Raw genomic sequence first — 25,025 nt, forward strand, 5'->3', positions numbered from 1 at the left:
CAGCTGAAGCGCTCCATCACACCCATGTCGGCGGCGTCGGGGCAGGGGCCGCGCTCCTTGGCGAGCATCATCGATGCCTGGTCGACCTGCGCGCGGATGTGCTTGAAGATCTTGAAGTTCCACGACTTCGCCATGGCTCCCTCGAACGGGATGTTGCGGGCCTGGAGGAAGGAGTGGAAGCCCATCACGCCGAGGCCGACGCTGCGCTCGCGCTCGGCGCTATATTTGGCGCGCGCCATCTCGTCCGGGGCGCGAGCGATATAATCGCTGAGCACGTTGTCGAGGAAGCGCATCACATCCTCGATGAACTGCTTGTCCTTGTTCCACTCGTCCCAGGTTTCGAGGTTGAGCGAGGACAGGCAGCACACCGCGGTGCGGTCGGCGCCGAGATGATCCTTGCCGGTCGGCAGCGTGATCTCGCTGCACAGGTTGGAGGTCGAAACCTTGAGGCCGAGGTCGCGGTGATGCTTGGGCATCGCCCTGTTCACCGCGTCGATGAAGATGATGTAGGGCTCGCCGGTCGCAAGCCGGGTTTCGACCAGCTTCTGGAACAGGCTGCGCGCATCGACCTTGCCGCGCTCGGAGCCGTCTTTCGGGCTGCGCAGGATGAACTCGGCGCCCTCCCGGACAGCTTCCATGAACTCGTCGGTGACGAGCACGCCGTGGTGCAGGTTCAGGGCCTTGCGGTTGAAGTCGCCGCTGGGTTTCCTGATCTCGAGGAACTCCTCGATCTCCGGGTGCGCGATGTCGAGGTAGCAGGCGGCCGAACCGCGGCGCAGCGAGCCCTGGCTGATCGCCAGCGTCAGGCTGTCCATCACCCGCACGAACGGGATGATGCCGCTGGTCTTGCCGTTGAGCCCGACCGGCTCGCCAATGCCGCGCACGCGGCCCCAATAGGTGCCGATACCGCCGCCCTTGGACGCCAGCCAGACATTCTCGTTCCAGATTTCGGTGATCGCCTGGAGGCTGTCGTCGACGCTGTTCAAATAGCAGCTGATCGGCAGGCCCCGGCCGGTGCCGCCGTTCGACAGCACCGGCGTTGCCGGCATGAACCACAGCTTCGAGATATATTCGTAGACGCGCTGGGCGTGCTCGGAATCGTCGGAATAAGCGGCGGCGACGCGCGCGAACAGGTCCTGGTAGGATTCGCCCGGAAGCAGATAACGGTCGTTGAGCGTGTCCTTGCCGAACTCGGTCAGGAGATCGTCGCGCTTGGCGTCGGTCTTGACGTCGAACCTCGGCGCGTGGACGCCCTTCGAGCTGGAAGTGACCGTCGAAACGTCGTCGCTCGATACTTGTGAGCCGGTCGAAAAATCCATTGCGCTTCCCCGTCTCTCTGCGGCCCTGTCGAGGACCGTTTGTTCCTGACTTGTTCGACTCGGAGCCATCAAGCGACCCTAGCCGTTTTTCGCGCTCTTCGGGGCATTTTCGCCCCGCCTCCCTGTGGAAAGCGGGGACGAGTTTTCCCTCACCGGAATATAAGCATTCCGGCGCCCGAACACCAGTTGTTGAGTGTCCCCCCTCGTTCGCTACTATCTATTGTGCCTCAACCGCGATGAGACGCAAGCCGGTAAATGAATGGTCAACACAAATTTCCTGTGGATTTGCAGCCGCGCAACAGCGGCGCCGTAATCCGCAACCTCTTGACCTAGAGGGCATTGCGCCTAGCCTAATGCGCATGCGTGCGTGGTTTCGTCAGCGCTACCTCGACCTCTTGGGGTCAATCTACATTTACAACGAGCATCGCGGCTACACCGCGGTCGACGATTTGCTCGCCGCCGTGCGCGCGCGCTGGCCGGACGATCACGATCTGATCGCCAAGATCGAAAAACATCAGGCCGACGAGTGCAAGCATTATGTGATGTTCCGCCGCTGGTTCGAGCGGCGCGGAACCATGCCTTTTGCGATCGATGGCAGCTGCGGACACATCGACCGCTTCGTCGGCATCATGTTCGGCAAGGGGATCGACGAGCTGGACAAAATGCGGGTGGTCAACAGCGACGATCTGTTCGGGCGGCTGTGCCGGGTCGTCTCGCTGACCGAGAAACGGGGCTACAAGCAGGTCGAGATCCTGCTGCGCAATTCGCACGTGCTGAGCGACAAGACGCTGAGCAAGATCTTCCGGATCATCGAGCAGGACGAGCCGAGCCACTGGGCGCCCTATGACGGATGGCTGGATGCGCATGGCGGCCGGCACGAACGCTGGTGGGAGCGCATGGTCGACGCTTACGTTCACTCCGAGCTGCTGTTCCTAAAGCTGCCGGTACTGTTCCTCCATCCCAGCCTCAAGCGCCGGACGCGCTTTGCCGACGAAGACGACGGACGCGGAGAGCCGGCGACAGCGCCGTCAATGGCTGCGATCCGCTGACGACCGGCTAGAAGGTGGCGGCGGCCAACTCGACGTCGGCCTTGCTCCACGCCTTGCGGAATCGACTGGCGGCCTCAGCTGCCTCCGCATTGCGATGCTGATCGGCCAATGCGCTGCTCAGTCCCCGCAATGCCCAGCCGTTGTTTGGGTGGCGCTTGAGGTCCTCACGGAAAACGGCTTCCGCGTCGGCCGGGCGCTTTGCCGAGAGCAGTTCGCTACCGAGAAGAGGGCGCACCGGGAAGATGATGTCGCTCGGCTCGTTGTACGACAGCTTATCGTCGAGCGTGACGGCCTGGGTCAGCAGCGAAATGGCCTCGTCGCGGTGTCCCTGAGCGCTGGCCAGCCGGGCCCGCGCCTGTAGCTGACCGATGTCATAAAGAGGCTTTGCTGGATTGTTCCCCTGCGCTGCATCGGCCGGCACGGCGGCGGCGAGGCGCTCGGCGCTGCCGAGCGCGGCCGCGGCCTCGTCATATTTTCCCCTGGCGGCAAGCGCCGTCGCGCGCGCCTGGAGATAATGAATCGTCGCACCGGTCAGTCGCTCGTTCGGCGCGGGCTCGGCGAGCATCGCGTCCCACATCCCGAACTTGACCATGGCATCGTAGAGGAAGCCCGCGCTCCAATCCAAGCCGGGCGTCGCCAGCAGCATTGCATCGGGCATCTCCTCGCGCGCCTGGCGCAGGGCCCGGATCGTCTCGGCGCGCCGGCCCTCCATTCCGGCGGAGGCGCCGAGGAACTGGAAGTTGTGGATCAGGTACATCGGGTAATAATCGGGCGGCGCGGTTGCCTTCAGATAGACGAGGTCGGCGGCCGCGCCCTTGCGGTTTGCCTCCGCTGCCTCTTCGTAGCGCCCGACACGCTGGAGGATGTGCGCCGGCATGTGATCGAGATGCCCGGCAGCCGGCATCGTCCCCTTCAACGCCTCGGCCGACGCCAGCGCTTGTTCCGGATGCGTCGACGCTTCGATCGCGTGAATATAATAATGATTGGCGCCGGGATGGCGCGGGTCGCGGTCGAGAACGCCGCGTAGGGTGCTGACGATGAGCGGCGTTCCTTCCGCGGGCGTTCCGTCGGCATTCCACAATTTCCACGGCGCCTTGTTCATCAGCGCCTCGGCGTACATCGTCTGAACGTCGAGATCGTTGGGGTATTTCGCCGCGATGCCGCGCATGGCCTCGGCATACGCGCCAATGACCGGCGTGCTGTTCGAGGGATCGATCTCGCGGGCACCCGAATAGCGCTTGGCCACGGCGGCGACGAGCGCGCGCTCGATCGCTGTTGCATGGCGTGCGTTGGCCTTCGCTTTGAGGACCGCGGCCCAGCCGACGCGGCCGCGAGCCGAGCTCATCATGGGCATGTTGTAATTTGGACCGAGAGTCAGAGCGACGCCCCAGAAGCAGCTCGCACATTTCGGATCGATGACTGCCGCCTTGGCGAAGGATCGGGTCGCTTCATCATGGTTGAACGCCCAGACGAAGCGCATTCCCTGGTCGAAATAGCGTTGGGCGAGCGCGGAGCGGGTCGTGATCGCCCGATGGAAATTGCCAAGCCCCGGGTAGAGCCTGGCGCCCTTCGCCCAGGCGGCGAGCGTTTGCGGCGGGCCAGGCATCGCATGGTCGTCGGCGGCTTGTGCCGCGCCGGCTTGAGACAACAGGCCCGAACTGCCGATCAACGCGAACGCGAGCACCATTTTGCGCATTTCGCACCCCCCGATCTTTTGGACGCTGAAACCTTTAGCCCATGCTCGTTCGCGCCGAAAGGGAACCGTCAGCGTGCGCCCGGCGCCAGCTTTACGCGCGGCGCCGGAGTCTTCGAGCCCGCCGCGCCCGACCATTCCAGCTTGGTGCCGTCGGCGAAGGCCTGGATGGCGGTGAAGGCGAGGTCGCCGCTTGCCGGCGGGTTGACCGCGAGGAGGCCGAACTCGGTGAACTGCTCGGGCGGGAGATTGCCGATCCAGCGGACGCCGGTGAGGCGGCCCGACGCGTCGCGGAACGCTTCCGCCTGCCACCCGGGCTTTTGCTCGACCGCGGTGACGCCGAGGCCCGGCGGGAAGCGGAAGTCGACGGTGATCGTGGCCGAGCGCCGCTCGTTGGGCACGCGCAGCTCATATTTTTCACGAGCGCCGGGCGCGCTTTGCTGCGGCCAGACGGTGACGTGCGCCGAGGCGTTGGTCGCAAGCGCGGCCACGGCGAGGCAGATCATCAGGCGCATCGTCGGTCCTTTCACAAATGCCAGTGCAGTTCGGCCGTGAAGGTCCGGTCGGGGAAGGGGTGGAACAGGAAATAGCGCTTGTCAGTGAGGTTCTCGACCCCCGCCGCAACGTCGACCTTGGGGGTCAGGTGGTAGAGCATGCGCGCGTCGGCGACAAAATAGCCCTCGAAGCCCTGGTAGGTGTGGCCGACGATGTCGGCATTGTTGATCGTGCCGAACAGCCGGCTCGAATAACGCGCCGCGGCCGTCAGCGAGAGTTGCTCGGTCGGGCGCCAGGTCGCGACCAGGGTAGCCTTGCGCCGCGGCACCTGGGGAATGAGCTTGCCTTCGGCGCTTGGGACGGCGGGGTCCGAAACGACCTTGGGGTCGGCAAGCGTCAGGCTGCCCGAGACATCCAAGCGCGGCACGAGGTTGCGTTTCTCCACCACCAACTCGGCACCGCTGGTGCGAGTCCGGGGGATATTCTGGACGAAGCTGACGGAAGTCTGGGTGCCGGGGAAAAGAGCCGTCTGGGAGAGGAGCGCGTCGCGGATGCGCTCGTGGAACAGCGACAAGCGGACGCGGCCGTCGTTGCCGAGCGGATGTTCGACCGCAAGCTCCGCCGACCACGCCTTTTCGGGCTTGAGGTTGGGATCGGGCGAGCGCTGCTGCGCGCCGACCGAAACCGACTGATAGAGCTCGCTTACGGTGGGAAAACGCAGCGCGCGGCCGCCGGACAGCGTTGCTGTCCATGCGTTTACGGCCTCCCAGCGGAGTGAGGCCTTCGGCGAGAGGCCGGACTCGGTGCGGCTCGGTTGGTCGGAGCTGGCCGGCGCGGAAAGCGGGAAGATGCGGCCGCCGAAGGCCTTCCACCATTCGTAGCGCGCGCCGAGCGTCAGCATCAGCGTCCGCGACGCGGTCCACTCCTCCTCGCCCCACAGCGCGAAGGTTCGCGTGCGGCCGAGCGATTCCTGCGTCAGCGCGCCCGCAGGGGCGTTCGACCAGTCGCTCGCGGCGAAGCGGCGGCTCCTCAAAGTGAAGCCGTCGTAATGTGCGCCGCCATGGAGCTGGTGGGCCGGGCTCAAGCGCGCGAAGCCGTGGAAATCGAGCGTACGCCATCCCGTGCCCTTCATGCGCACGATGGAGCCGGCGCCGCCGCTCGAGCCCGCCGGGAGGGCGGCCGACGGGATGCGCTGATCGTCGTTGGCATAATCGTAGAGCGAGCCGATCAGCCACCAGGAGAAAGTCCGGCCGCTCTGCTCGAGCGTTGCCGAGTGCATCCAGTGGCGCTCGTCGAGTTTGTAGACCTGGCTGGAGAAGGCACTGGCCGGGACCGTGACCCGCTGACCGGCGATATTGAGGGTGCCCGAATAGACCGGGTTGCCAGCGGCGTCGGTGAGATAAGTCTCGGCATTACTGTCGGTGCGGTTGAGGAACAGACCCGACTGCCAGGTCAGCCGGAGTGAATCGGGCAGGTCGAGGCGCAGCTTGGCCTTGAGATTGTCCTGTTTCTGATGCTCGAAACCGCCGGCGCCGAGGACGAAGATCGGCGCCCCTGTTCGGTTGAGGTCCGGGAAAGCGCCGGTGACGCTGGTGCCACCGGCGGAAAGCCCGGGCCGCGCCACGGTCACATAAGCGAGCGGCTGGCTTTTACTGTCGACATGGTTTGCCGAGATGAACCAGGCCAGCGGACCCATGCGGTCGCCGATGGTCCCGGCGAGCTGATAGGCGGGGTAGCTGCCGGGCGTCGCATATTGGTCGAATTTCTGCAGGTTCCACGCGCCCGTCGCCGACGCTTCGAGCGTTTCGGGCATTCGCGTGATGATGTTGACCACCGCGCCGATCGAATTGCCGGGGTAAGCGGCGGAGAATGGTCCGTAGAGCACGTCGACGCGGTCGATTTCCTCGGGCGAAACCATTCCCCAGCGGGGCGAGGCGAAATTGTTGTTGTTCCCGATCAGCGCCGAGAGCAGCACGCCGTCGGCATAGACCAGGCTGCGCGCGCTTGCGCCGACGCCCGAGGTTCGGGTGGCAAGCGGCGCCTGGGTGTCGCCGATGTGGCGCTTGCGCACGAACAGGCTGGGGAAATAGCGCAGCGCGTCCTCGGTGTTGCGGACATTGGTGGTCGTCCGGAGCTGCGCCGCGTCCGCGCTCTCCTTCGTGTTGGGCGTATGTTGGGCAGCTTCGCGCGTGCCCACGACGACAATCGCGGGCGCCTGCGGAAGCGCATCCAATGCTGGCATGAAAAATCACCTGTTCGAGTTCGGAGAAGGAACGAGATCAGGCGATGGTGGGCGGTCCTGTCGAAGGTGGTGGGACTCCAGGCGGCCCGCGGATCAGCCTGGCAGGCGTGAACGCTGCGGATAGCACGACCCGCGCTGGGGCTGGCGCAGCGATTTGAATCGCATCATCGGGCAGCCCGGCGCCCGCCAGCATCGATGCAAAGCAGTCGCTGCCAATACTGCCATGATCATGGTGATGGCCCGATGAGCCATGGGCCATGAGCATGATCGGCGCGGTCTCGGCGGATGGACAGGGCTCGATCGCGAAGACGCCGCGCTGCGGTGCCGGCATCCAGCCGACGGGCACAATCGCACGTAGGAAGAGCGCCGCGGCGAGCAGGGTCAGGATGGGCAGATGCAGCCGGCGCGTCATCGCGTCCGCTCTATCGAGACAGGCGGCACCGTGCCAGTGGGCGCGGGACCGGCACCGGTCTAGATTCCGGCGAGATCTTCCGGCGGGATCTGACGGTAGAAGGTCAGGCCGACTTCATCGCCCTTGACCCACGCGACGTAGGCAGCGGCACAGAGGTCGCCGCGCTTCAGCAGCACATCACACTTGGCCTCAAGCGCGCTCTCGGCGACGATTTGCGCGCCCTTGTTCGAGAAGTCGCGGATGCGGACGCGATGAGAGCCGCCGCAGCTGATCACAGTGCCCATCATTAGCACGCGCTTGCGGTCCGTCCGTCGGGCAGGTTCCAGCTTCGAGTGAACAGACATTCGCGACTCCCGCGCTTCAGTGCAGCTAGACAACGCGACGCATGACCAGCGCCTCTCAACGGGACGCATGGCGTTACGCTAACTCCGAAACGGTTTAAAATTTGCAAAGCTTTGCCGCGCTCAGGCGGCGTCTGTTTTTGAGACAGGTCCAACAGTCAGGCGGCGGACAGTCCCCTGCGATGGTAAGCGGGCCGCTAAGCATCAATACGAGACGCGGATCAGGAGCAGGGGGCATGAGTATCAACGTCGAGCGTGCGGAGCGCGCCGAGAGACATCCGGTCAGCCTGCGCGGCTTCGCGCTCAGCGAAACGCGCGATTGCGACATCCGTGTCTCGGATATCTCCTACGCCGGGTGCCAGTTCAGCTGCGGCGATCCGTTCGATGCGGGCGAGATCGTCGAACTGAGAATCTTGAAGCGCGGCGCGATCGAAGCCGAAATTCGCTGGTCTGCCGATGGGCGCACGGGCGCCCGGTTCATGGCATAGGCGAGCGCCAGGCCATGCCGCGTCTGCTTCTTGGACTGGGGTCGTTCATTCTCGGTGGAACGACGGCGGCCACATTGTCGGTCGGCAATCATGCGCAGGCGCCGGTCGCGGTCGCGCGGCCGGTCCAGCAAACCGCGCTGTCGCCGGGCCGTATGACGCTCGCCGCGGCGAGCGTGCGCCAAGCGCTCGCGGAGGAACAGATCCTGCGCTCGGTCAGCACAGTGCTGAAAGTCCCGCAACGGATGACCTATGGCGAGTTCCGCTGGGACGACAGAGGCGTGCCGGCCGGCCCCATCTGGGTCCGGATCGACCTCAAGTCGCAGATTCTGTCAGTGTTTCGCGGCGGCCACGAGATCGGAACGGCGGTGATCCTCTACGGCGCCGACGGTCTTGCAACCCCGACGGGCAAGTTTCCGGTGCTCGCGAAGCTCAAGGACCATCGGTCGCAGACCTACGACGCGCCGATGCCCTACACGCTGCGGCTGACCGCCGACGGCGTCTCAATCCACGGCAGCAATGTCCGCTGGGGCTATGCGACGCACGGCTGCGTCGGCGTTCCGACGGCATTTGCGTCCAAGCTGTTCGCAGCGGTCTCGGTCGGGGATGACGTTTTGATTGTCGGCGGCGGCCCAGCCAAAGCGGCCCGCGCCTAGCAGCGTTGACGAATCAGGCCTGAAGCATCGGGGCCGTGCGCCGGCGCCGCCTGAGCCGCCATCCGATCAGTCCGAAGCCCATCAACATCATCGCCCATGTTCCCGGCTCGGGAACGGCGGTCGCCACCGGCACCAGCTCGCGCGGCTGCTCGGTGGGAAAGGTCGCTGTGCCGCCGCCTCCCCCCGGCGGGGTGAAATCGCCGGTGCCAGGCGCCGAACCAAGGATCGATCCAAGCGACGGTGGAGGAGTGATCGGCGATGAACCGCCAGGCTCCATGAGGCCGACCGGCGCCACGGGCGACTTCAGCAGAGCAGCAAGCTCGATTGGCGCGCTCTCGGCCGGCGGGGCGGCGTGGCGCGGGGTTGCAGTGACTTTCGGCTGCGTCCGCAACCTGGCAGCCGTGCGCGCGTGTTTCGTCTTGGTGAGCTCACTGGCCGTCCGAGCACCGGGCGAGCGCTGGCTCAACAGCTCAGCGAGGTCTTGCGCCTGGCTGACGGCCGCGGCGACCATGTCGGTGGCGGGATCCGCCGCGATCGACCATGCCAATGGGATGCCGAGCGCGGCGACAGCGCAGGCCGTCAATATCGCCGCCCGCCTGCGCCGCCGCTGAAAGGCTCCGCGAACTGCACGCGACCGACGGACAGCCCTCGAGACGGACCTGGTGGATACCCCGTGGCTGCTGCCCTGGCTCAAGCTTCAACTCCAGCGGCGTGAACAATGGTCTCACCGCAGGGATACCAGTCCCCAAAGCGCAGTAGGCTTCAAGGCGGCGCCGGTGGGTGCGTCATTCTGGGGCAGGCGGTGCAAGCCGATTGCCATGGGGAACGGAGTCAACGACCGGTAAACCAATTGATCAGCCGGGGGGTAGCGATGCGAGAGATTGGACTTGTCACATTGCTGAGCGTCGCGGTGACCGCCGCGGCTCCGAGCCCGCGGGACTATCGCGCGGCGATCACCGTCACGCCCAAGTCGACGGAGGCCTTCGCGAGCTGCTTTGCGCGCACCCAGGATCGTCGCGGCAAGGCCTGGGCATTTGTGCCCCGCGACCACGGCGGCCGCTTCTCGAATCTTGGCAACAAGAGCGGGGCCGCGACTTATTTCCTGGTCATCAACGACCGCGGCACGCGCCGCGAGGTCGAGCTAAATCCGGTGTCTCCCAGCGGAGGCCAGCGCGAGGCGGTGAGCCAATGCACCTGAGCCACGAAGAACGGCGGCTGGCCGGGATTGCCGGCCGTGCGCGCGAGGCGGCTGCGGCGACCAATCCTCCCGTCAACTACTCACACGGCCCTTTGGCCCCGAGCCGCTATCTGGATTGGCGCGAAACGGAGGTCGACCCAGGCGGCGAGCTCGCGCTCGACCGGCGGGCCCATCGCCGGCTTGGTTTGGTCTCGCGGGTCGTGATCCGGCCGATCGGAGGATTCAATTGTGAAGTCAGGCTGGACGATGCGTCGGCCGCGGGGTGCCGCGTCGAGATGGTCGAACCCGTCGACGTCGGGGAATCGCTGATCGCACGCTTGCCCGAGCTAGAGCCGCTCGTCGCCAAGGTTTGCTGGACCAAGCACACGACCGCCGGCCTATCCTTCAGCAAGCCGATGCATCCCGCGGTGTTCGATACGCTGCTGACGCGCCTCCCCTGAGGAGGGTGCCTAAAGGATTCGTGTGATCGGCGTGGTGCTAAATCCTCCTCCGCTGTTCACTCGACGAAGCGACTGCCAGGGCGCAAATGGCGGTGATGCGGGGGTGGACTTCGACCATTGGCGCATTGCTGCTTGCCACGAGCGCCGCGGCCCCGGCGGCCGACGAACCGCCGATCTGCGCCGACCGTCCGAGCAAGTCGACGGGTCCGTGCACCGTTCCCGCCGGCAAGATCCAGATCGAGACGGGCCTCATCGACTGGAGCCGCGACACGTCGGACGGTGTCACCACGGACGCGGTCATGTGGGGCAATACGGCGCTTAAATATGGCGTCGCCGACAACGCCGACGTCGAACTATGGGTCACGCCGCTCGAGACGCTGAGCGTTCACGGCGGCGGCGTGCACGAGCATCATGCGAGTTTCGGCGATATGCTAGTGCGGGTGAAATACGCACTGACCGGCGACAAAGCGCCGGTGCAGGTTGCGCTCGACCCGTTCGTCAAGCTGCCGACGGCGAACCACCAGATCGGCAACCGCAAGCTCGAGGCGGGGCTGCTCGTCCCGGTGCAGATCGCCATCGGCAAAACGCCTTTGACGCTGGCGCTGGATCCAGAGCTCGACTGGCTTGCCGATGAGGGCGGGCACGGGCGGCATCTCGCGACGCAGCAGGTGGTCAACCTCGGGATCGCAGCGACCGACAAGATCAATCTTTCGACCGAGATCTGGGCGATGTGGGACTGGGACCCAGCAGGCACAGGCAAGCAGGTCTCGTGGGACGTGTCGGCGGCCTATCTGCCGACCAAGCAGCTGCAGTTGGACGCAGGTGCGAATTTCGGATTGAACAGCCAGACCCCGGATGTGGAACTCTACACCGGCGTTTCCGTGCGGTTCTAGCTCGCCAGCATCTTCTTCACGCCCCTTGCCGCCTGGCGAAGCCGCTGCTCGTTCTCGACCAGCGCGATGCGGACGAAGCCTTCGCCTTCTTCGCCGAAGCCGACTCCGGGCGCGACCGCGACATGGGATTCGGTCAGCAAGCGCTTGGCGAATTCCATCGAGCCGAGGTTGTGGAAGCGCTCGGGAATCGGAGCCCAGGCGAACATCGAGGCCTGCGGCAGCGGAATCGGCCAGCCGGCGCGCGCAAAGCTTTCGACCAACACGTCGCGGCGGCGCTTGTAGAGCGCGCGATTGGCAGCGACGATATCCTGCGGCCCGTTGAGCGCCGCGACGGCCGCGGCCTGGACTGGCGTGAACGCGCCATAGTCGAGGTAGGATTTCACTCGCGCGAGCGCCTCGATCAGCCGCGCATTGCCGACCGCGAAGCCGATCCGCCAGCCGGCCATCGAATAGGTCTTGGACATCGAGGTGAACTCGACCGCGACATCCTTCGCGCCTTCGACCTGGAGGATCGAGGGCGTCGGCACGTCGCCAAAGTAGATTTCGGCGTAAGCGAGATCGGAGATGACGATCAGCTCGTGCTCGCGCGCGTAAGCGACCAGCCGCTCGTAAAAGGGGAGGTCGGCGACATAAGCGGTGGGGTTCGACGGATAGCCGACGACCAGCACCTTGGGGCGGGGAACGCTGTAGCGCACCGCCCGGTCGAGCCGCTCGAAGAAGTCGTCGCCGGGCGCGGCCGGGATCGAGCGGATGGCGGCGCCGGCGATGATGAAGCCGAAGGTGTGGATCGGATAGGAGGGGTTGGGCGCGAGCACGACGTCCCCCGGCGCGGTGATCGCCTGGGCGAGGTTGGCGAGCCCTTCCTTCGAGCCCAGAGTCACGATGACTTCCTTGTCCGGATCGAGCGTCACACCAAAGCGGCGCTGGTAATAAGCGGCCTGCGCTTTCCTCAGGCCGGGAATGCCGCGGCTGGCGGAGTAGCGGTGGGCATGGGCATTGTGCGCCACCTCGCACAGCTTTTCGATGACGTGCGCCGGAGGCGCGCCGTCAGGGTTGCCCATGCCGAGATCGACCACGTCCTCGCCGCGCGCCCGGGCCGCGGCCTTCATCGCATTCACCTCGGCGAAGACGTAGGGCGGAAGCCGGCGGATACGGTAGAAATCGGAGTCCATCGCGGCCTCATGCAGCCGATGCTGCAGTGCGGCAAGCTAGCGGTGCATTTCCTTTTGTGCTTCCTGGAACCAGCCGCGCTGGGCGACTCCCTGCTCGTGGGCGGTGACCGGGCGCGGCCGCAGCGGCGGCTGGTTGCCGGGGAAAGCGAGCACCATGATGGCGACGCTGAGCACGGCGAGCAGGACGAGTAGCGCGACAAAAGGAAGCGTCGACAGCATGAAGCGCGGCGCTTCGGGTTGGCTGCGCTCGCGCGGACGGCGGGCGCGGCGGAAGGTGCGCTTGCGCGCCAGCGCGCTGACATAGTCGTCGACCCGCGTCCACTCATGTGCGGGCGCCGGTTTAGCGAGTTTCCCCTTGTGACTCACGAGGGTTTAGGTGCGCCTCACGGCAGCGCTTTGCAACCGCCGCGCCGCGAGCGAGTGTGGTGGTTCGCCGAGCCGACGCCGGCGCGAGACGTCCGGAGCGCCCGATTGAATCACACCCTTGGCGGCGGCTTCAGCTCGGCCACGGTTGTGGCGCCGCAAGTGACGGTCACCGTATCGATTGCGCCGCTGTTGGGGATGGTCGCGCTGACGTCCCACCAGTCTTCGGGCGCGGCGTAGCCGTCGTTGACGGTGATGGTCGGCGCGATCCGGGCCACGGTTCCGCTCACCTCCGGCGGGCCGAGCAGCGCCTTGTAGCGTGCATCTGAGCGATAGGCCTTGCCCTTGACGACGACGTTGCCGTCCTTGTCGCGCGAGGTCGCCCAACCCTTCATCTCGCTGGGCTTGAAGAAGCAGTGCGCAGGCTTCTTCTTGGGTTGGGCGTGCTGCGCCGCCGCCTGGTTGGCAGATGTGTCGCCCGAGCGACCGCACGCCGCGAGCAGCGCCGCACCGCCGAGCAAGGCAAAAGACTTGCGCATGAACCCCTCCCGTCACCCGGGCCTTGGGCCGGGGCCTGCCTTTCTTGAGGAACGCCGATGCCGGATCAAGTCCGGCATGGCGACCTAGCGGCTTATCAGCCGATCGGATTGCCGCTTTCTTCCTGCTCGAACAAATCGGCGACGACGTCGCCGCGCGCCGTCAGGCGGACCTTATCGCCTTCGACCTCGGCGACCAGGCCGCGCGGGATGTAATGATGGTGACCCTCGTGAGCGACGCCGCTGTCCGCGCGGATCAGCTTGATGCGGTTGTCCTCGACCTTGTCGACGGTGCCGAGGTGGACGCCGTCGGCGCCGATCACTTCCATATGCTCGCGAATATCCTCGAAGCCGCTCATGACCTTCTCCTGCTGCTCGCTTGCTTGAACGCTCCAAAACGCCACGGGGATGCGCGCTGCGTCGGGAGCCCTACGCCGGTTCGCCGCGCCTGTCATGCCGCCGGGTTGCTGGGCTAGGCGATCGGCCCTAGTCGGGCGCCATGCTTGATGTCCGCACCACCACCATCCCAGGCGCGCCCACGACGCCCGAGGCGCCACTCTCGCCGACCCATGTCGCGATCCGCCGCGAGGATTATCGCCCGCCGGACTGGCTGGTCCCGGATATCCGCCTCGACTTCGACCTTGGGCTTGAGAGGACGCGCGTCCGTGCGACGCTGAGCGTCGAACGCAACGGCAACCATGACCGCCCGCTGAGGCTCGACGGCGATGAGCTTGAGCTGGCCTCGGCCCGAGTCGACGGTCTGCCCGCCGAGTATCGGATGGACGGCCCGGCATTGGTGGTCGACCTCGCCGGCGAGCGTGCGACGATCGAGATCGAGGTGGTGATCCATCCTGCCGCGAACACCAAGCTGATGGGCCTCTACGCCTCGAACGGGATGCTGTGCACGCAGTGCGAGGCCGAAGGCTTCCGCCGCATCACCTTCTTCCCCGACCGGCCCGATGTCCTGTCCAAATATCATGTGCGGATGGAAGGCGACGCCGCCCTTTTCCCGGTGCTGCTGTCGAACGGCAACGGCGTCGCGGCGGGGGAGGGGTCCGGCGGCCGCCACTGGGCGGAATGGGAGGACCCTTTCCCCAAGCCCTGCTATTTGTTCGCGCTGGTCGCCGGGGACCTCCAGGCCAATCGCGACAGCTTCACGACAATGAGCGGGCGCAAGGTCGACCTGTTCATCTGGGTGCGCGAGGCCGACCTGCCCAAGACGCAGCACGCGATGGACAGCTTGAAGCTCGCGATGGCGTGGGATGAGAAGGTCTACGGCCGCGAATACGACCTCGACCAGTTCAACATCGTCGCCGTCAGCGACTTCAACATGGGGGCGATGGAGAACAAGAGCCTCAACATCTTCAACTCGGCCTATGTGCTGGCCGACCAGGACACCGCGACCGACGCCGACTTCGACAATATCGCCCGCGTCGTCGCGCACGAATATTTCCACAATTGGTCGGGCGACCGGGTGACCTGCCGCGACTGGTTCCAGCTGTCCTTGAAAGAAGGCTTCACGGTGTTTCGCGACCAGAGCTTCTCGGCCGATGTCGGGAGCGCGCCGGTCAAGCGCATCGAGGACGTGCGCGTGCTGCGCGCGGCGCAATTCCCCGAGGACCAGGGGCCGCTCGCGCACGCCGTTCGCCCGGACAGTTATATCGAGATCGGCAATTTCTACACGACGACGATCTACAACAAGGGCGCCGAGGTCATCCGCATGTTCCACACGGTGCTGGGGCCGGAGAAGTTCCGCAAGGGCACCGATCTTTACTTCGAGCGCCACGACGGCGAGGCGGCGACCTGCGACGATTTCGTCAAGGCGCTGGAGGACGGCAGCGGCGTCGACCTCGGCGCGTTCAAGATCTGGTACAGCCAGGCGGGCACGCCGAAGGTCCGCGCCCGGCTCGAGCATGACCCGGCGGCGAAGACCGCGACCCTGCACCTCGAGCAGCACGAGGATCCGACGCCCGGGCAGCCAGTGAAGCAGCCGATGCCGATCCCGCTGAACACTGCGCTCATCGGCGAGGAAAGCGGGGCGGAGATCGCGCACGAGCGGCTGATCGTCCTCGACAAGCCCTGCCAGAGCATCACGTTCGACAATGTCGTCGAGCCGCCGCTGCTGTCGATCAACCGCGACTTCTCGGCACCGGTGATCGTCACCGCCAAGCGGCGGCCGGGTGAGCTGGAGCGGCTTGCCCAGGCCGACACCGATCCGTTCGCGCGCTACGAGGCGATGCAGGAGCTGATGATGACCGCGCTGACCGCCGGCGCGCGGGGCGAAGCGGTCGACGCCGAGCCGGTGATCCGGGCGATCGGGGCGACGCTCAAGTCCAACGCGCTCGACCCCGCGTTCAAGGCCGAAGCGATCCTGGTGCCGAGCGACACGCTGATCGCCGAGCGGACGGACTTGGTCGATCCCGACGCGATCCACGCCTCTCGCGAAGCGCTGCGCAAGGCGATCGGGTCGGCGCTCGCGGGCGAGCTGCTGGCCGCGCATCGCAGCGACGGGGTTGAAGGCCACGACCTCAGCCCGCGGGCGAAGGGTATCCGCCGGCTGCGGACTGTCGCGCTCGGCCTCATCGCCGGAGCCGATGAACCGAAAGCCGCGCAGCTCGCCAAGGCGCAGTTCGATGCGGCCGACAATATGACCGACCGCCAAGGCGCGCTCGGCGTGCTCGTATCGACCGAAACGCCCGAGCGGCAGGCGGCGCTCGATGCGTTTTATCAGCGCTTCCACGACGATCCTTTGGTGCTCGACAAATGGTTCGCGCTTCAGGCCGCTGCGCAGCGGCCTGACACGGTCGACCAGGTGCTCAAGCTCGCCCAGCATCCGGATTTCACGCTGAACAATCCCAACCGGCTGCGCTCGCTGGCCGGCATGTTCGGCGGCAATCATTGGGCGTTCCACAGCGCCGCCGGCCGCGGCTATGCCTTCCTCGCCGACATGACCATCGCCGCCGACAAGCTCAACCCACAGGTCGCCGCGCGGCTGGTCCCGGCGTTCGGCCGCTGGCGCCGATTCGAGCCCAAGCGTTCGGCAATGATGCGGGAAGCGCTGGAGCGGATCGTCGCGGCGCCGGGCCTGTCGAAGGACGTGTTCGAGCAGGCGAGCAAGAGCTTAGCGTAGCACGGAAATTTTCGTTTGCGGGCGTTAGCGATCTCTATGCGCCGAATGTTCTGCTGTGTGTGGAAAGTGCATATTACGGCGTACAGATTCTCCACGGAGCTGGCGCTGAATATCCAACAGTCATCGGTCGCAATTCTACCGGCACGTGTCGCTGAGCTTCTGCGAGGTTAGGTCGGACCGAAATGTCGCCATTGGCCTCGAGCGTCAGGTCCCCGAGATACGAAGCTTGGCCTGCTCGAATAGTGAAGGTTGGCGCCCCGGTGTCCGCAGCTCGCAGCGCGTTCCGGGCCGTATAGGCGCCGGCAGGAAGCGCAAACGCGACATAGCGGGTAGGCGTGCCAGGCACCGGAAAGTCCAGGTCGATTGTGTCGGCGCCAATGCAGACATTGTCATCATTGCGAACGAACTCGAAGCCGGTCCTAATCATCTCGCGGTTCACGCCGGGCGGTGCGGGCGGTTCCACCGCGATTACATTAGACGAGACTACCCGGCGCACGTTTTCCATCTGCCGCGGCCGCTCATCGTGCATTTGCCCCGGCTGCTCATTGTGCAAGGCCGCCACAAGATAGGTTCCGCCTTGCTGAACGTCCCGAGTGGGGATCTCGTGTACTTGGTTGGAGCAGCCGCCCGTGCAGGCAAGAATGGCGAGGCAGGCGGGCCAACCCGCATGCCGTGCAATGGAGCGCATGGCGACGCGAAGTAACCCGAAATGCATTACGTCATTCGCTCGTCTCGGGGTTCAGTCATATCGGCAATGGGTCGAGCACGGACCTTAACCGCCGATCCACTTCGCCACATCGAGCGCGACCTGGTTGGCGGCGCGATTGAGGGCGGGGCCGACGCTGGCGGCGGTGCCGTCCGACGGCGCAGTCGCGGTGAAGCGGCGGGTTTCGACGCGGTTGCCGCCCGCCGCAGCCAGCGAGCCGTCAAAGGTCACGACGACCTGGCCGGTTGAGGCGTCATAGCCGAAGCGCTGCAGCTCGCCGCTGACCGTGAGACCCGGATCTAGCGAGGTCTGGCTGGGATCGAGAACGACGCGGCTGGTGGTGCGCCGCACGGTCTCCTCTAGCAGGCCCTGGAACAGCTTCGCCGGTGAATCGACCAGCTGAAGATTGGTGACATATTGCACATCGGTCGGAGTCAGCTGGACGGGGACGCGCACTGCGCCGAGCTCGCGCTCAACCGCCGGCGTCATGATCGTCACCGCCTGCCCCGCCGCCGCTGTCCGCGCGATGCTTGCGGGCTCAGCGGCTTCGGGCGTCAGCGTGACCAGAGTCACCGGCGGCTTCGACCCGCCGCCGAGCATGCCGCCGAGCGAACAGGCGCTCAACGACGCGGCCAGGGCGATGGCGCTCCCGGTCCTGATGAGCAGCTTCATTTGCGTTTCCCTGGTTTGTAGTCGGGGAGCTTCTCGGGCCCGAGGGCGCCGCCGATGCCCTGCTGATTGACGCGGTTGGAGACCTGCTCGAGCGAGTTGGACAATGTCCGCAGGTCGTGGACCAGCTTGTTGGCCTCGGGCAGCGTCGACTTGGTGAAATTCTGCACACCCGGCCGAGCGTCGGTAATCATCGCGTTGAGATTGTCCGCGGCCTGACGGGCCGAGACGATCGTCTTGTTGAGGTTCTCGACCGCCGGCCGGCCCTGCTCGTTGACCAGCCGGTTGGTGTTGTCGGTCAGCGCCGCGACATTGTTCGCCGCGAGGCCGGCGTTGTGCGAGGCGATCTTGATCTCGGCGATGGTGTCGCCGAGCTCGGGCGCGTGGGCTTTCAGCTGCGCGGTCGTCACGTCGATATTCTCGAGGATGTCGGAGATCGAGTTCTGGTTCTTGTCGGAGAGGAGCTCGGTCAGGCGCTCGGTGAGGCGCTGGATGCGGTCGATCAGCTCTGGCGCGCTGTTGAGCAAGGCACTGATTCCGCCGGAAGTTGCCGGGATGACCGGGCACCCCTGCGGCCCGACCTGCTCGATTGGGGGGTGGCCGCGCTCGGCGCCGGTCAGCTGGATCTCGCTGACGCCGGTGAATCCGACGCCGTGAATCTGCGCGCTGGTCCCTTGGAGCACTGGGGTCTGGTCATCAACCTCGACTCGTACCCAGACGAACTCCGGGCGATTCGGAAGCAAGGAAATTTTCTGGACCTGCCCGACGGGCACGCCGGAGAAGCTGACGTTGGACCCCTTGTTGAGGCCGCCGACGCCCTGCGCGAAATAGATGTCGTAGCATTTGGTCGCCTTGTTCGAGAGACCGGCGAGCCAGACGATGAAGGCCAAAGTTCCGGCCAGCAGCAGGACCGTTACAAGGCCAACCATCACATAGTTCGAGCGGGTCTCCACTAGGCGTGCGCCCCTTCCTCATAGCTCTCGGCGGCAGCACGCCCCCGTGGTCCGTTAAAATACTCTTGTATCCAAGGATGGTCTAAAGCCAATAGTTCCGGGATCGTTCCGACACCGATGACCTTCTTGTCGGCGAGCACGGCGATGCGGTCGCAGACCGCGTGAAGCGTGTCGAGGTCGTGGGTAATGAGGAAAACCGTCAGCCCAAGCCGCTGCTGGAGCGAGCGGACCAGCTGGTCGAACGCCGCCGCCGCGATCGGGTCGAGGCCCGAGGTCGGCTCGTCGAGGAACAGGAGCTCGGGGTCGAGGGCGAGCGCGCGGGCGAGCCCGGCGCGCTTGATCATGCCGCCCGATAGCTCTGAGGGATATTTGGGGCCCGCGTCTGCCGGGAGGCCGCCCATGGCGATTTTGTAGGATGCGATTTCGTCGAGCAGCGGCGGCTTCAAGTACGGGAAATATTCGCGGATCGGCACCTCGACATTCTCGGCGACGGTCAACGTTGAGAACAAAGCGCCGTTCTGGAACAATATGCCCCAGCGGCGGCGGATGTTCTTGGCCTCGTCCTCGGTTCGCCCGACCATGTTCTCGCCGAGCACCTCGATCTCGCCCTCGTCCGGCGTCTGCAGCCCGATGATCGAGCGCAGCAGCACCGACTTGCCGGTGCCCGAGCCGCCGACCACGCCGAGGATCTCGCCGCGGCAGACGGCCAGGTCGAGGTCCTCGTGCACCACCTGCTCGCCAAAGCTGTTGCGAAGGCCGTGAACGGTGATGACCGGCTGGCAGCCGGGAGGGACCTCGCCTGGCGGAATCATACCCAGCCGATCGAGCTGAAGAACACCGCGAACACTGCGTCGAGCACGATCACGAGAAAGATCGACTGGACCACGGCGGTGGTCGTGCGCGAGCCGACCTCCTCGCTGTTGCCCTGGACCAGCATGCCCTGGAAGCAGCCCGAAAGCGCGATGATGAAGCCGAACACCGGAGCCTTGATCAGGGCGATCCACAGGTCGGTCATCGGGATGACCTCCTGAAGCCGCTGGATATAGGTCAGCGGCGGGATGGTGAGGTCGAGCCAGACGAAGATCCCGCCGCCGAGCAGCGCGGTCAGCATCGCCCAGAACGCGAGGAGCGGCATCATCAGCACTGCCGCCATCATCCGCGGCAGGACCAGGGCCTCGATCGGTGACACGCCGATCGTGCGCATCGCGTCGATCTCTTCAGTGATCTTCATGGTGCCGATTTGCGCGGCGAAGGCCGAGCCGGACCGGCCAGCGACCATGATCGCCGTCATCAGCACGCCGAGCTCGCGCACCGTGATGCGGCCGATGAGGTTGATGGTATAGACCTCGGCGCCGAACTGGGCGAGCTGGACCGCCCCCTGCTGGGCAATGACGATGCCGATGAGGAAGCTCATCAGGCCGATGATCCCGAGCGCGCGCACGCCGACGACGTCGAACCGCTGGACGACCGCATTGACACGGAAGCGCTTGGGCCGGCGGATCACATTGCCGAACCCGATCAGCGTCGCGCCGAGGAAGCCGAGCAGCCCGACGAGCGTCGCGCCGGTTTCGGCGATCCATTCGCCGAGCTCGCGCAGCACCGCCGTGAAATCGTGCGGTTCGTCGGGGACGACCTGTGTCGGCACGTCGAACTCGCCGACCTGCTTGAGCAAGCTGACCTCATCGCGGCTGGCGCCGATGACCTTGGCGCCGCGATCGCGAACCGTGCGATAGACGAGCCACGCTCCGACCGTGTCCATCCGCTCGATCTCGCTGAGGTCGATGGTGAGCGGGTCGGGCATTGCATCGATCTCGCGTTGGGTAGTCGCGGCGCGCGTGATCGTGAGCGCCCCGGCTACCCGATAGACGGAGCCGCGCGGCTCCTCCACTTGCTGGTCTGTGACCTCGGCCATGCGCGACGGATTAGTGCGCGAAATGGCCGCTCCGGGCAAGTCGTGCGCGGCTGCGGCCTTTCGCGGCCGCCGGCACGTCACTATGCCGAGGGCGATGACGAGTGGCGCAAGCTCCAGCCCGATCGGGCGCGCGGCCTATGACGAGGCATTTCCTCGCATCAGCGATGCTCTGACGCTCTACCTGTGGCGGCGGCCCACTTTTCACCTGACGTGGTGGGCTGCAGCAGCCGGGGTCCCGTTGCCCGTCCTGACGTTGCTCGAAGCCGTGCTGGCGGCGCTCGTCTTCTGGCTCTTCTGGCACGGCGATTATTGGCTCGGGCTGCTTGGTGCCGTCGCGGTCATGGCCGTTAGCGTTGCCGCGACGATGCTCGCCCGGCTGAGCCATGCTCCCGCCTCCGCGAATCGCCTGCGCATCGCCGTGGAGATCGTTCACCCCCTTTTCTGGTGGTGGGCGTGGGAGCGCGGCCTCGCCGCTTACGGGCGCCCGCTCGAGCCCGTCTATGCGACGATGGTGCTCTGGGTCGTCGTCGGCGGCACCGTCGCCCTTCGGGTCATCGAGGCGCTCGCGCTGCACCGGTTCAACGGCATGGAGATCCACGCGTGGCGGCCGCTCGACAGCCGCTTCCGGCTGGTCAGCGCCGCGCGCAACGTGAACCTCGTGATCCTCGCCTGCGGCTTGCTGTTCCGCCGTCCCGATAGCGGACTGGTGCTGGTCGCCTGGTGGACCCTGATCAGCCTGATCTTCCACGCCGTGCGGCTCGCGCAACTGACCGAGCGCCAGGCGCAGCGGCACAAGATCGCCTCCTGGCTCGAACGATGAGCGAGCTCGCCGTCTACGACATGGACCGGACGGTCACGCGGCGGCCGACCTATGTGCCGTTCCTGCTCCATTGCGCGCTCCGCCGAGCGCCGTGGCGGCTGCTGTTGCTGCCGATCGTGGCCGCGTCGGTGCTTGCCTATTCGGTGCGGCTGATCGACCGCGCCAGGCTCAAGGAGATCAATCATCATTTGCTGCTCGGGCACCGGGTGCATTCGAGCGAACTCAAGCCTTTGGTCGACAGCTTCGCCGATAAGCAGGTCGCGACCAATATCCGGCCGGGAGCGCGGGCGGCGATCGCGCGCGACAAAGCGCAGGGAAGACGGCTGGTGCTGGCGACGGCGTCGTACCGGCTCTACGCCGACGCGATCGCCGAGCGGCTGGGCTTCGACGACGTCATCGGCACCGGATCGATCATCGGGCTCGACGAACGCGTGCATGCCAAGATCGCCGGCGAGAATGCCTATGGCGAAGCGAAGATGCGGATGATCGCCGAGTGGGTCGAGAAGTCGGGGCTCACGGGTGTGCACGGCCACGTCCGCTTTTATTCGGACCATGTGTCCGACCGGCCCGCGTTCGAATGGGCCGACGAGCCCGTCGCGGTAAACCCGCACGGAAAGCTCAAGCGGCTGGCCGAGACGCGGGGTTGGGCGGTCGAGGATTGGGGCTGAGGCTGCTTTTGAGCGCCGCGGCCTACCCGCGCTGCGCGTCAGCCGCACCGTAGAGGCGACAAATCATGGCCCGCTCATGGTCGCTGAGATACGGGTTCCACACGTCGATGATCAGGACGGCGCGGTCACGTTCGCTGCGGTTCCATGCCTCATGCTCGATCGTATCGTCGAAGGCGAATGCGCGGCCCTCGACCCAGCTGCGCGTCTCGCCGCCGACACGGAACTCGCATCCTTCCGGGACGATCAACGGCAAGTGGATCACGCTGCGCACGTTGGTCACCCCGGTGTGCGCCGGGATATGGCTGCCGGCCTTCAGGATCGAGAAAAAGACGTTGGGCGCGCGGCCCTTGATTTGGCAGATCGGAAGCGATTCGACCAAGGCGGCGGTGCCCGGCGCGCGCGCGCAGGCCTCATCGAAGCGCTCGCCCTCCTTCCACAGGTGGAAAGCGCCCCAGTCGAGCGATTTGTTGAGGCCCGTCCATTTGCTTGCCGGCACTCCGGGCGGCAGGGAAATATAGGGCGTCAGTTCCGCCGCCGGGTCGGCGAGGATTGCTTCAAGCTCGGCAACGATTGTCCCGGTCGCGGCTTCCAGGTCGCCAAGCCATGGAAAGTGCTCGGGCTCGAAAAATTCGTCGGCCGGCAGGAACGGGTACTGCAAGCCTTCGCAATCGTTGGCGTAGATTGGCCGCCGTCCAAGCCAGGCATCGGCGGCCCGCTGCATTCGTCGCCGGTCCCGGGAGCTGGCCGCGGTCAATTCGTCGACCAGCGCCTGCTCGATGGCATCGACGAGCTTCTGTTGCCGCTCTCCAACATATTGTTTCGCATGATGCAGAATCTGGGTGAATTCGGGCGACGGGTTATTGATGGCCGACGAGAGCGCGAGCACGGCATTCCACCGTTCGGCCGCCGGTGTCTCTTCCCCCAGGCGTTCGTGAAGCTCTGCCATGCGGGTTAGGGCCAGAAGGTCGGCTTGATCGATGGCAAGCGCTTGCTCGAGCGCGGCACGCTCGAGCTCTGCGTCGCCGAGGGCGCGATGAGCCGTCGCCAGATTGATCCAGTGCGACCGTTCGCGGGGCTGGCGCTTACACGCGATTTCGAAATGCGCGGCGGCCGAGCCCGCGTCCGTCCGCGCCAGGGCGTCGGCCCCGAGCCAATTGCGGGCTGTCGGCTCCTCCTCGTCGATCGCCAGCACCGCCTCGAAATGGCTTCGCGCCTTGTCGCGAAGCCCCGCCCGGCTCGCGCGCTGCGCTTCGGCCAGGTGCTGCTGGATACCGTCGACCGACATGCTGGGATTGAGGCAGACCAGTCGGAGCCCGTCAAGCCGCGGAGGATTGGGGACGCTCTACTGAAGCCTGAGGCGAATGAATGCCATCGTTCCTGTCGGATTGCTCCCGCCGTAGAGCGGCGCCAGCGAACCGGGCACGAAGTTGAGCGCGAACAGTCCGCCCGCCCCAATGGAGAGATGGTCGGCGATCCGGAAGTCGCGGACGGCGCCGAGCGACACCTTGCCGACGCGGTAGGCGGGTCCGTTCTCAACCGCGGCGACAAGCTCGCGATTCTCGGTGATCTCGCCCCGCCCGAACACCGTCCAGCCGGCGTGCTTGAGCGATGTCTCGGCGACGTAGGCATCGTCGTTGTGGCCCTGCGCGCTCTTGCGACCCCATGCGAGCGTCCCTGCGAACTTCCAGCCGGGTGCAATCTCCCGTGCGTAGAGTGCGCTGGCGGACAGTCGCTTCTGGTCGACGCCCGGTTCCAGTTGCTCCGGGTCCACCAAGTGGCCCCAGCTGGCTTGCAGCGCCAGCGTGGAGGTGGGGTTCCAGGAGACGCGAATAGACGTGGAGTCGGGCGGACCTGTCTCGATGTTCCAGCGATACTGGTCGGGCTCGCGCCCGTTGAAGCGGCTGATTTCCAGCTTCACGCGGTCCAGGACCAACCCCGCCGTGACCACGCCAAAGCTGATGTGGGTCGAGTCGAGCCAATGATGGCTGATCGGCGCTTCCGGCGAGTCCAGGATCGCCTCGCGGTGCATGAAGGCGGGCGGCCCGAACGCCGGTTCCCCCGGCAGGGCGGCGTAAAGGAACAGGCTGCTCTTCGCGCCGATATTCTGGGACACCGAGCCCGACAGCTCCATGAAAAAGTCGTGCGGGTGCTGCCGGTCGATCAGGCGGTCGCGCCCGTTGGCGGTTTCGCCGCTGGCGAGGAGAAGCGGATAACCGCTGGGACCCATTAGCGGCTCGGGACTGACCATGGCCTTGAACTGCAGCGTTCCGTTGCCGAAAGGACGATTGGCCATGCCCATCAGCATGCCGGACGCAAACGCCTTGTCGTCGCCGCGCGGGCCCGACTGATGGTCGTAGACCAGGTTGAGCACGCCGTGGGCCATCAGCGTCCAGTCGCCGCTCGTCGTCATAAGGCCGGTGGGCTCCGACGTATCCGGCTGCCACGCCGTCCCCGAGGACTCGCGTTGCATCGGGTACCGCCCGAGCGCGCCCGTCATCGCCATGCCGTGGTCACCATGCGCCATCCCGCCCATTTGCGGCTGGCCCGCCGGTAGGTGTTCCATCGGCATGGGCGTGCTTCCAGCGGGCGCCGTTTGCCCCGGCATCGGCATCGGCATCGCGGTTGCGCCGCCGTGGCGCGTGGGGGACGATGACTTACGCGGCGCCTTGGCAGCCGGCTTCGTGCGAGCCTTCTCCCCGGCCGACTTCTTTGCCGTAGGTTTTGCAGGCATCGGCATAGTCATGCCGGGCATGCTCATGGGCATCGGCTGCGCCCCGGCCGCTTCGGCGGCCAACACGAACCCAGTGCCAAGCAGGATTGGAAAGGACTTCATGCGAGCTGCGGCGCGGTTGCACCCCCGACTACCGCCGGGG

26 protein-coding genes are annotated in these 25,025 nt (G+C 66.0%); 9 read left to right on the plus strand and 17 right to left on the minus strand.

The annotated features are described in order from the left end of the window. Positions 1-1,319 (minus strand): ribonucleoside-diphosphate reductase subunit alpha (locus ACJ8FR_RS03350; protein ID WP_407827198.1); only part of this gene is annotated, 1,319 nt, incomplete at its 3' end. Between the two features lie 359 nt (positions 1,320-1,678). Between ACJ8FR_RS03350 and ACJ8FR_RS03355 the strand changes: the two genes are divergently transcribed. Continuing rightward, the gene (locus ACJ8FR_RS03355; RefSeq protein WP_407827199.1) at positions 1,679-2,368 is read left to right on the plus strand and encodes a ferritin-like domain-containing protein; all 690 of its coding nucleotides are present in this window, start codon (positions 1,679-1,681) and stop codon (positions 2,366-2,368) included. Positions 2,369-2,375: 7 nt separating this feature from the next. On the opposite strand, the gene ACJ8FR_RS03360 is transcribed toward ACJ8FR_RS03355, so the two are convergent. The 5 genes from ACJ8FR_RS03360 to ACJ8FR_RS03380 all read right to left on the minus strand — a co-directional run bounded on the left by ACJ8FR_RS03360 (position 2,376) and on the right by ACJ8FR_RS03380 (position 7,623). Continuing rightward, entirely contained in the window at positions 2,376-4,064 is a 1,689-nt protein-coding gene (locus ACJ8FR_RS03360) for a hypothetical protein (protein ID WP_407827200.1), read from the minus strand. Between the two features lie 68 nt (positions 4,065-4,132). Then, a complete protein-coding gene (locus ACJ8FR_RS03365; RefSeq protein ID WP_407827201.1) occupies positions 4,133-4,576 on the minus strand; it encodes a DUF1775 domain-containing protein in 444 nt (147 codons plus the stop codon). Between the two features lie 11 nt (positions 4,577-4,587). Beyond that, the gene (locus ACJ8FR_RS03370) at positions 4,588-6,798 is read right to left on the minus strand and encodes a TonB-dependent receptor (RefSeq protein ID WP_407827202.1); all 2,211 of its coding nucleotides are present in this window, start codon (positions 6,796-6,798) and stop codon (positions 4,588-4,590) included. Between the two features lie 37 nt (positions 6,799-6,835). Next, positions 6,836-7,210, minus strand: a complete 375-nt coding sequence (locus tag ACJ8FR_RS03375) for a hypothetical protein (protein ID WP_407827203.1) — start codon at positions 7,208-7,210, stop codon at positions 6,836-6,838. A gap of 59 nt (positions 7,211-7,269) precedes the next feature. After that, positions 7,270-7,623 (minus strand): PilZ domain-containing protein, encoded by a 354-nt coding sequence (locus ACJ8FR_RS03380; RefSeq protein WP_407827204.1) that lies wholly within the window; start codon positions 7,621-7,623, stop codon positions 7,270-7,272. 164 nt (positions 7,624-7,787) lie between these two features. Between ACJ8FR_RS03380 and ACJ8FR_RS03385 the strand changes: the two genes are divergently transcribed. Together ACJ8FR_RS03385 and ACJ8FR_RS03390 are read left to right on the plus strand one after the other, a co-directional pair. Further along, positions 7,788-8,039, plus strand: coding sequence for a PilZ domain-containing protein (locus ACJ8FR_RS03385; protein ID WP_407827205.1), 252 nt, complete (start codon positions 7,788-7,790; stop codon positions 8,037-8,039). 14 nt (positions 8,040-8,053) lie between these two features. Next, complete coding sequence (locus ACJ8FR_RS03390; protein ID WP_407827206.1) at positions 8,054-8,692, plus strand: L,D-transpeptidase family protein; 639 nt, start codon at positions 8,054-8,056, stop codon at positions 8,690-8,692. A 13-nt stretch (positions 8,693-8,705) separates the two neighbouring features. On the opposite strand, the gene ACJ8FR_RS03395 is transcribed toward ACJ8FR_RS03390, so the two are convergent. Further along, on the minus strand, positions 8,706-9,275 hold the full coding sequence (locus tag ACJ8FR_RS03395) for a PEPxxWA-CTERM sorting domain-containing protein (RefSeq protein ID WP_407827207.1): 570 nt from the start codon (positions 9,273-9,275) through the stop codon (positions 8,706-8,708). Between the two features lie 288 nt (positions 9,276-9,563). Here ACJ8FR_RS03395 and ACJ8FR_RS03400 point away from each other — a divergent pair, with 288 nt between their 5' ends. From ACJ8FR_RS03400 to ACJ8FR_RS03410, 3 genes are all read left to right on the plus strand, one after another. Continuing rightward, positions 9,564-9,890 (plus strand): hypothetical protein, encoded by a 327-nt coding sequence (locus ACJ8FR_RS03400; protein WP_407827208.1) that lies wholly within the window; start codon positions 9,564-9,566, stop codon positions 9,888-9,890. Beyond that, positions 9,881-10,330, plus strand: coding sequence for a PilZ domain-containing protein (locus tag ACJ8FR_RS03405; RefSeq protein ID WP_407827209.1), 450 nt, complete (start codon positions 9,881-9,883; stop codon positions 10,328-10,330). Before ACJ8FR_RS03400 ends, ACJ8FR_RS03405 begins: the two co-directional genes overlap by 10 nt. A gap of 95 nt (positions 10,331-10,425) precedes the next feature. Beyond that, a complete protein-coding gene (locus ACJ8FR_RS03410) occupies positions 10,426-11,223 on the plus strand; it encodes a transporter (RefSeq protein WP_407827210.1) in 798 nt (265 codons plus the stop codon). Here the strand turns inward: ACJ8FR_RS03410 and ACJ8FR_RS03415 are convergent. From ACJ8FR_RS03415 to ACJ8FR_RS03430, 4 genes are all read right to left on the minus strand, one after another. Then, on the minus strand, positions 11,220-12,395 hold the full coding sequence (locus ACJ8FR_RS03415; RefSeq protein WP_407827211.1) for an LL-diaminopimelate aminotransferase: 1,176 nt from the start codon (positions 12,393-12,395) through the stop codon (positions 11,220-11,222). The two genes, ACJ8FR_RS03410 and ACJ8FR_RS03415, sit on opposite strands and share 4 nt — an antisense overlap. A gap of 36 nt (positions 12,396-12,431) precedes the next feature. Then, the gene (locus ACJ8FR_RS03420; protein WP_407827212.1) at positions 12,432-12,761 is read right to left on the minus strand and encodes a hypothetical protein; all 330 of its coding nucleotides are present in this window, start codon (positions 12,759-12,761) and stop codon (positions 12,432-12,434) included. Positions 12,762-12,871: 110 nt separating this feature from the next. Next, positions 12,872-13,297: a hypothetical protein gene (locus ACJ8FR_RS03425; protein WP_407827213.1), complete on the minus strand. Its 426-nt coding sequence runs from the start codon at positions 13,295-13,297 to the stop codon at positions 12,872-12,874. 95 nt (positions 13,298-13,392) lie between these two features. Continuing rightward, positions 13,393-13,653, minus strand: coding sequence for a DUF2171 domain-containing protein (locus ACJ8FR_RS03430; protein WP_407827214.1), 261 nt, complete (start codon positions 13,651-13,653; stop codon positions 13,393-13,395). A 140-nt stretch (positions 13,654-13,793) separates the two neighbouring features. Here ACJ8FR_RS03430 and pepN point away from each other — a divergent pair, with 140 nt between their 5' ends. Then, positions 13,794-16,424 carry an aminopeptidase N gene (gene pepN / locus ACJ8FR_RS03435; protein WP_407827215.1) on the plus strand — a complete coding sequence of 877 codons (2,631 nt, stop codon included), beginning with the start codon at positions 13,794-13,796 and terminating at the stop codon, positions 16,422-16,424. Between the two features lie 772 nt (positions 16,425-17,196). On the opposite strand, the gene ACJ8FR_RS03440 is transcribed toward pepN, so the two are convergent. The 4 genes from ACJ8FR_RS03440 to ACJ8FR_RS03455 are packed head-to-tail and all read right to left on the minus strand — an operon-like array spanning position 17,197 to position 20,664. After that, entirely contained in the window at positions 17,197-17,802 is a 606-nt protein-coding gene (locus tag ACJ8FR_RS03440) for an ABC-type transport auxiliary lipoprotein family protein (protein ID WP_407827216.1), read from the minus strand. Further along, positions 17,799-18,752, minus strand: a complete 954-nt coding sequence (locus tag ACJ8FR_RS03445) for an MlaD family protein (RefSeq protein WP_407827217.1) — start codon at positions 18,750-18,752, stop codon at positions 17,799-17,801. The genes ACJ8FR_RS03440 and ACJ8FR_RS03445 overlap by 4 nt, the downstream gene beginning before the upstream one ends. Then, complete coding sequence (locus tag ACJ8FR_RS03450) at positions 18,752-19,564, minus strand: ABC transporter ATP-binding protein (protein ID WP_407827218.1); 813 nt, start codon at positions 19,562-19,564, stop codon at positions 18,752-18,754. The genes ACJ8FR_RS03445 and ACJ8FR_RS03450 overlap by 1 nt, the downstream gene beginning before the upstream one ends. Further along, positions 19,561-20,664, minus strand: coding sequence for an MlaE family lipid ABC transporter permease subunit (locus ACJ8FR_RS03455; protein WP_407827219.1), 1,104 nt, complete (start codon positions 20,662-20,664; stop codon positions 19,561-19,563). Before ACJ8FR_RS03455 ends, ACJ8FR_RS03450 begins: the two co-directional genes overlap by 4 nt. Here ACJ8FR_RS03455 and ACJ8FR_RS03460 point away from each other — a divergent pair. Further along, positions 20,663-21,484, plus strand: coding sequence for a hypothetical protein (locus tag ACJ8FR_RS03460; RefSeq protein ID WP_407827220.1), 822 nt, complete (start codon positions 20,663-20,665; stop codon positions 21,482-21,484). The genes ACJ8FR_RS03455 and ACJ8FR_RS03460 overlap by 2 nt on opposite strands. Further along, positions 21,481-22,152, plus strand: a complete 672-nt coding sequence (locus ACJ8FR_RS03465; RefSeq protein ID WP_407827221.1) for an HAD family hydrolase — start codon at positions 21,481-21,483, stop codon at positions 22,150-22,152. Before ACJ8FR_RS03460 ends, ACJ8FR_RS03465 begins: the two co-directional genes overlap by 4 nt. 22 nt (positions 22,153-22,174) lie before the next feature. Here the strand turns inward: ACJ8FR_RS03465 and ACJ8FR_RS03470 are convergent, their stop codons facing one another. Next, positions 22,175-23,437 carry an aspartyl/asparaginyl beta-hydroxylase domain-containing protein gene (locus ACJ8FR_RS03470; RefSeq protein WP_407827222.1) on the minus strand — a complete coding sequence of 421 codons (1,263 nt, stop codon included), beginning with the start codon at positions 23,435-23,437 and terminating at the stop codon, positions 22,175-22,177. Between the two features lie 57 nt (positions 23,438-23,494). Beyond that, positions 23,495-24,946 carry a hypothetical protein gene (locus ACJ8FR_RS03475; RefSeq protein ID WP_407827223.1) on the minus strand — a complete coding sequence of 484 codons (1,452 nt, stop codon included), beginning with the start codon at positions 24,944-24,946 and terminating at the stop codon, positions 23,495-23,497. Between the last annotated feature and the right edge of the window lie 79 nt (positions 24,947-25,025).

This window comes from Sphingomonas sp. (assembly GCF_045810705.1).
Classification (GTDB): domain Bacteria; phylum Pseudomonadota; class Alphaproteobacteria; order Sphingomonadales; family Sphingomonadaceae; genus Sphingomicrobium.

Bases quoted from the DNA above. Each gene is read 5' to 3' on its own strand.
- pepN (WP_407827215.1), top strand. From the start codon at position 13,794: ATGCTTGATGTCCGCACCACCACCATCCCAGGCGCGCCCACGACGCCC.
- ACJ8FR_RS03440 (WP_407827216.1), bottom strand. From the start codon at position 17,802: ATGAAGCTGCTCATCAGGACCGGGAGCGCCATCGCCCTGGCCGCGTCG.
- ACJ8FR_RS03370 (WP_407827202.1), bottom strand. From the start codon at position 6,798: ATGCCAGCATTGGATGCGCTTCCGCAGGCGCCCGCGATTGTCGTCGTG.
- ACJ8FR_RS03410 (WP_407827210.1), top strand. From the start codon at position 10,426: ATGCGGGGGTGGACTTCGACCATTGGCGCATTGCTGCTTGCCACGAGC.
- ACJ8FR_RS03380 (WP_407827204.1), bottom strand. From the start codon at position 7,623: ATGCGTCCCGTTGAGAGGCGCTGGTCATGCGTCGCGTTGTCTAGCTGC.
- ACJ8FR_RS03470 (WP_407827222.1), bottom strand. From the start codon at position 23,437: ATGTCGGTCGACGGTATCCAGCAGCACCTGGCCGAAGCGCAGCGCGCG.
- ACJ8FR_RS03400 (WP_407827208.1), top strand. From the start codon at position 9,564: ATGCGAGAGATTGGACTTGTCACATTGCTGAGCGTCGCGGTGACCGCC.
- ACJ8FR_RS03355 (WP_407827199.1), top strand. From the start codon at position 1,679: ATGCGTGCGTGGTTTCGTCAGCGCTACCTCGACCTCTTGGGGTCAATC.
- ACJ8FR_RS03455 (WP_407827219.1), bottom strand. From the start codon at position 20,664: ATGGCCGAGGTCACAGACCAGCAAGTGGAGGAGCCGCGCGGCTCCGTC.
- ACJ8FR_RS03375 (WP_407827203.1), bottom strand. From the start codon at position 7,210: ATGACGCGCCGGCTGCATCTGCCCATCCTGACCCTGCTCGCCGCGGCG.
- ACJ8FR_RS03415 (WP_407827211.1), bottom strand. From the start codon at position 12,395: ATGGACTCCGATTTCTACCGTATCCGCCGGCTTCCGCCCTACGTCTTC.
- ACJ8FR_RS03430 (WP_407827214.1), bottom strand. From the start codon at position 13,653: ATGAGCGGCTTCGAGGATATTCGCGAGCATATGGAAGTGATCGGCGCC.
- ACJ8FR_RS03405 (WP_407827209.1), top strand. From the start codon at position 9,881: ATGCACCTGAGCCACGAAGAACGGCGGCTGGCCGGGATTGCCGGCCGT.
- ACJ8FR_RS03385 (WP_407827205.1), top strand. From the start codon at position 7,788: ATGAGTATCAACGTCGAGCGTGCGGAGCGCGCCGAGAGACATCCGGTC.
- ACJ8FR_RS03390 (WP_407827206.1), top strand. From the start codon at position 8,054: ATGCCGCGTCTGCTTCTTGGACTGGGGTCGTTCATTCTCGGTGGAACG.
- ACJ8FR_RS03360 (WP_407827200.1), bottom strand. From the start codon at position 4,064: ATGCGCAAAATGGTGCTCGCGTTCGCGTTGATCGGCAGTTCGGGCCTG.
- ACJ8FR_RS03450 (WP_407827218.1), bottom strand. From the start codon at position 19,564: ATGATTCCGCCAGGCGAGGTCCCTCCCGGCTGCCAGCCGGTCATCACC.
- ACJ8FR_RS03365 (WP_407827201.1), bottom strand. From the start codon at position 4,576: ATGCGCCTGATGATCTGCCTCGCCGTGGCCGCGCTTGCGACCAACGCC.
- ACJ8FR_RS03460 (WP_407827220.1), top strand. From the start codon at position 20,663: ATGCGCGACGGATTAGTGCGCGAAATGGCCGCTCCGGGCAAGTCGTGC.
- ACJ8FR_RS03425 (WP_407827213.1), bottom strand. From the start codon at position 13,297: ATGCGCAAGTCTTTTGCCTTGCTCGGCGGTGCGGCGCTGCTCGCGGCG.
- ACJ8FR_RS03465 (WP_407827221.1), top strand. From the start codon at position 21,481: ATGAGCGAGCTCGCCGTCTACGACATGGACCGGACGGTCACGCGGCGG.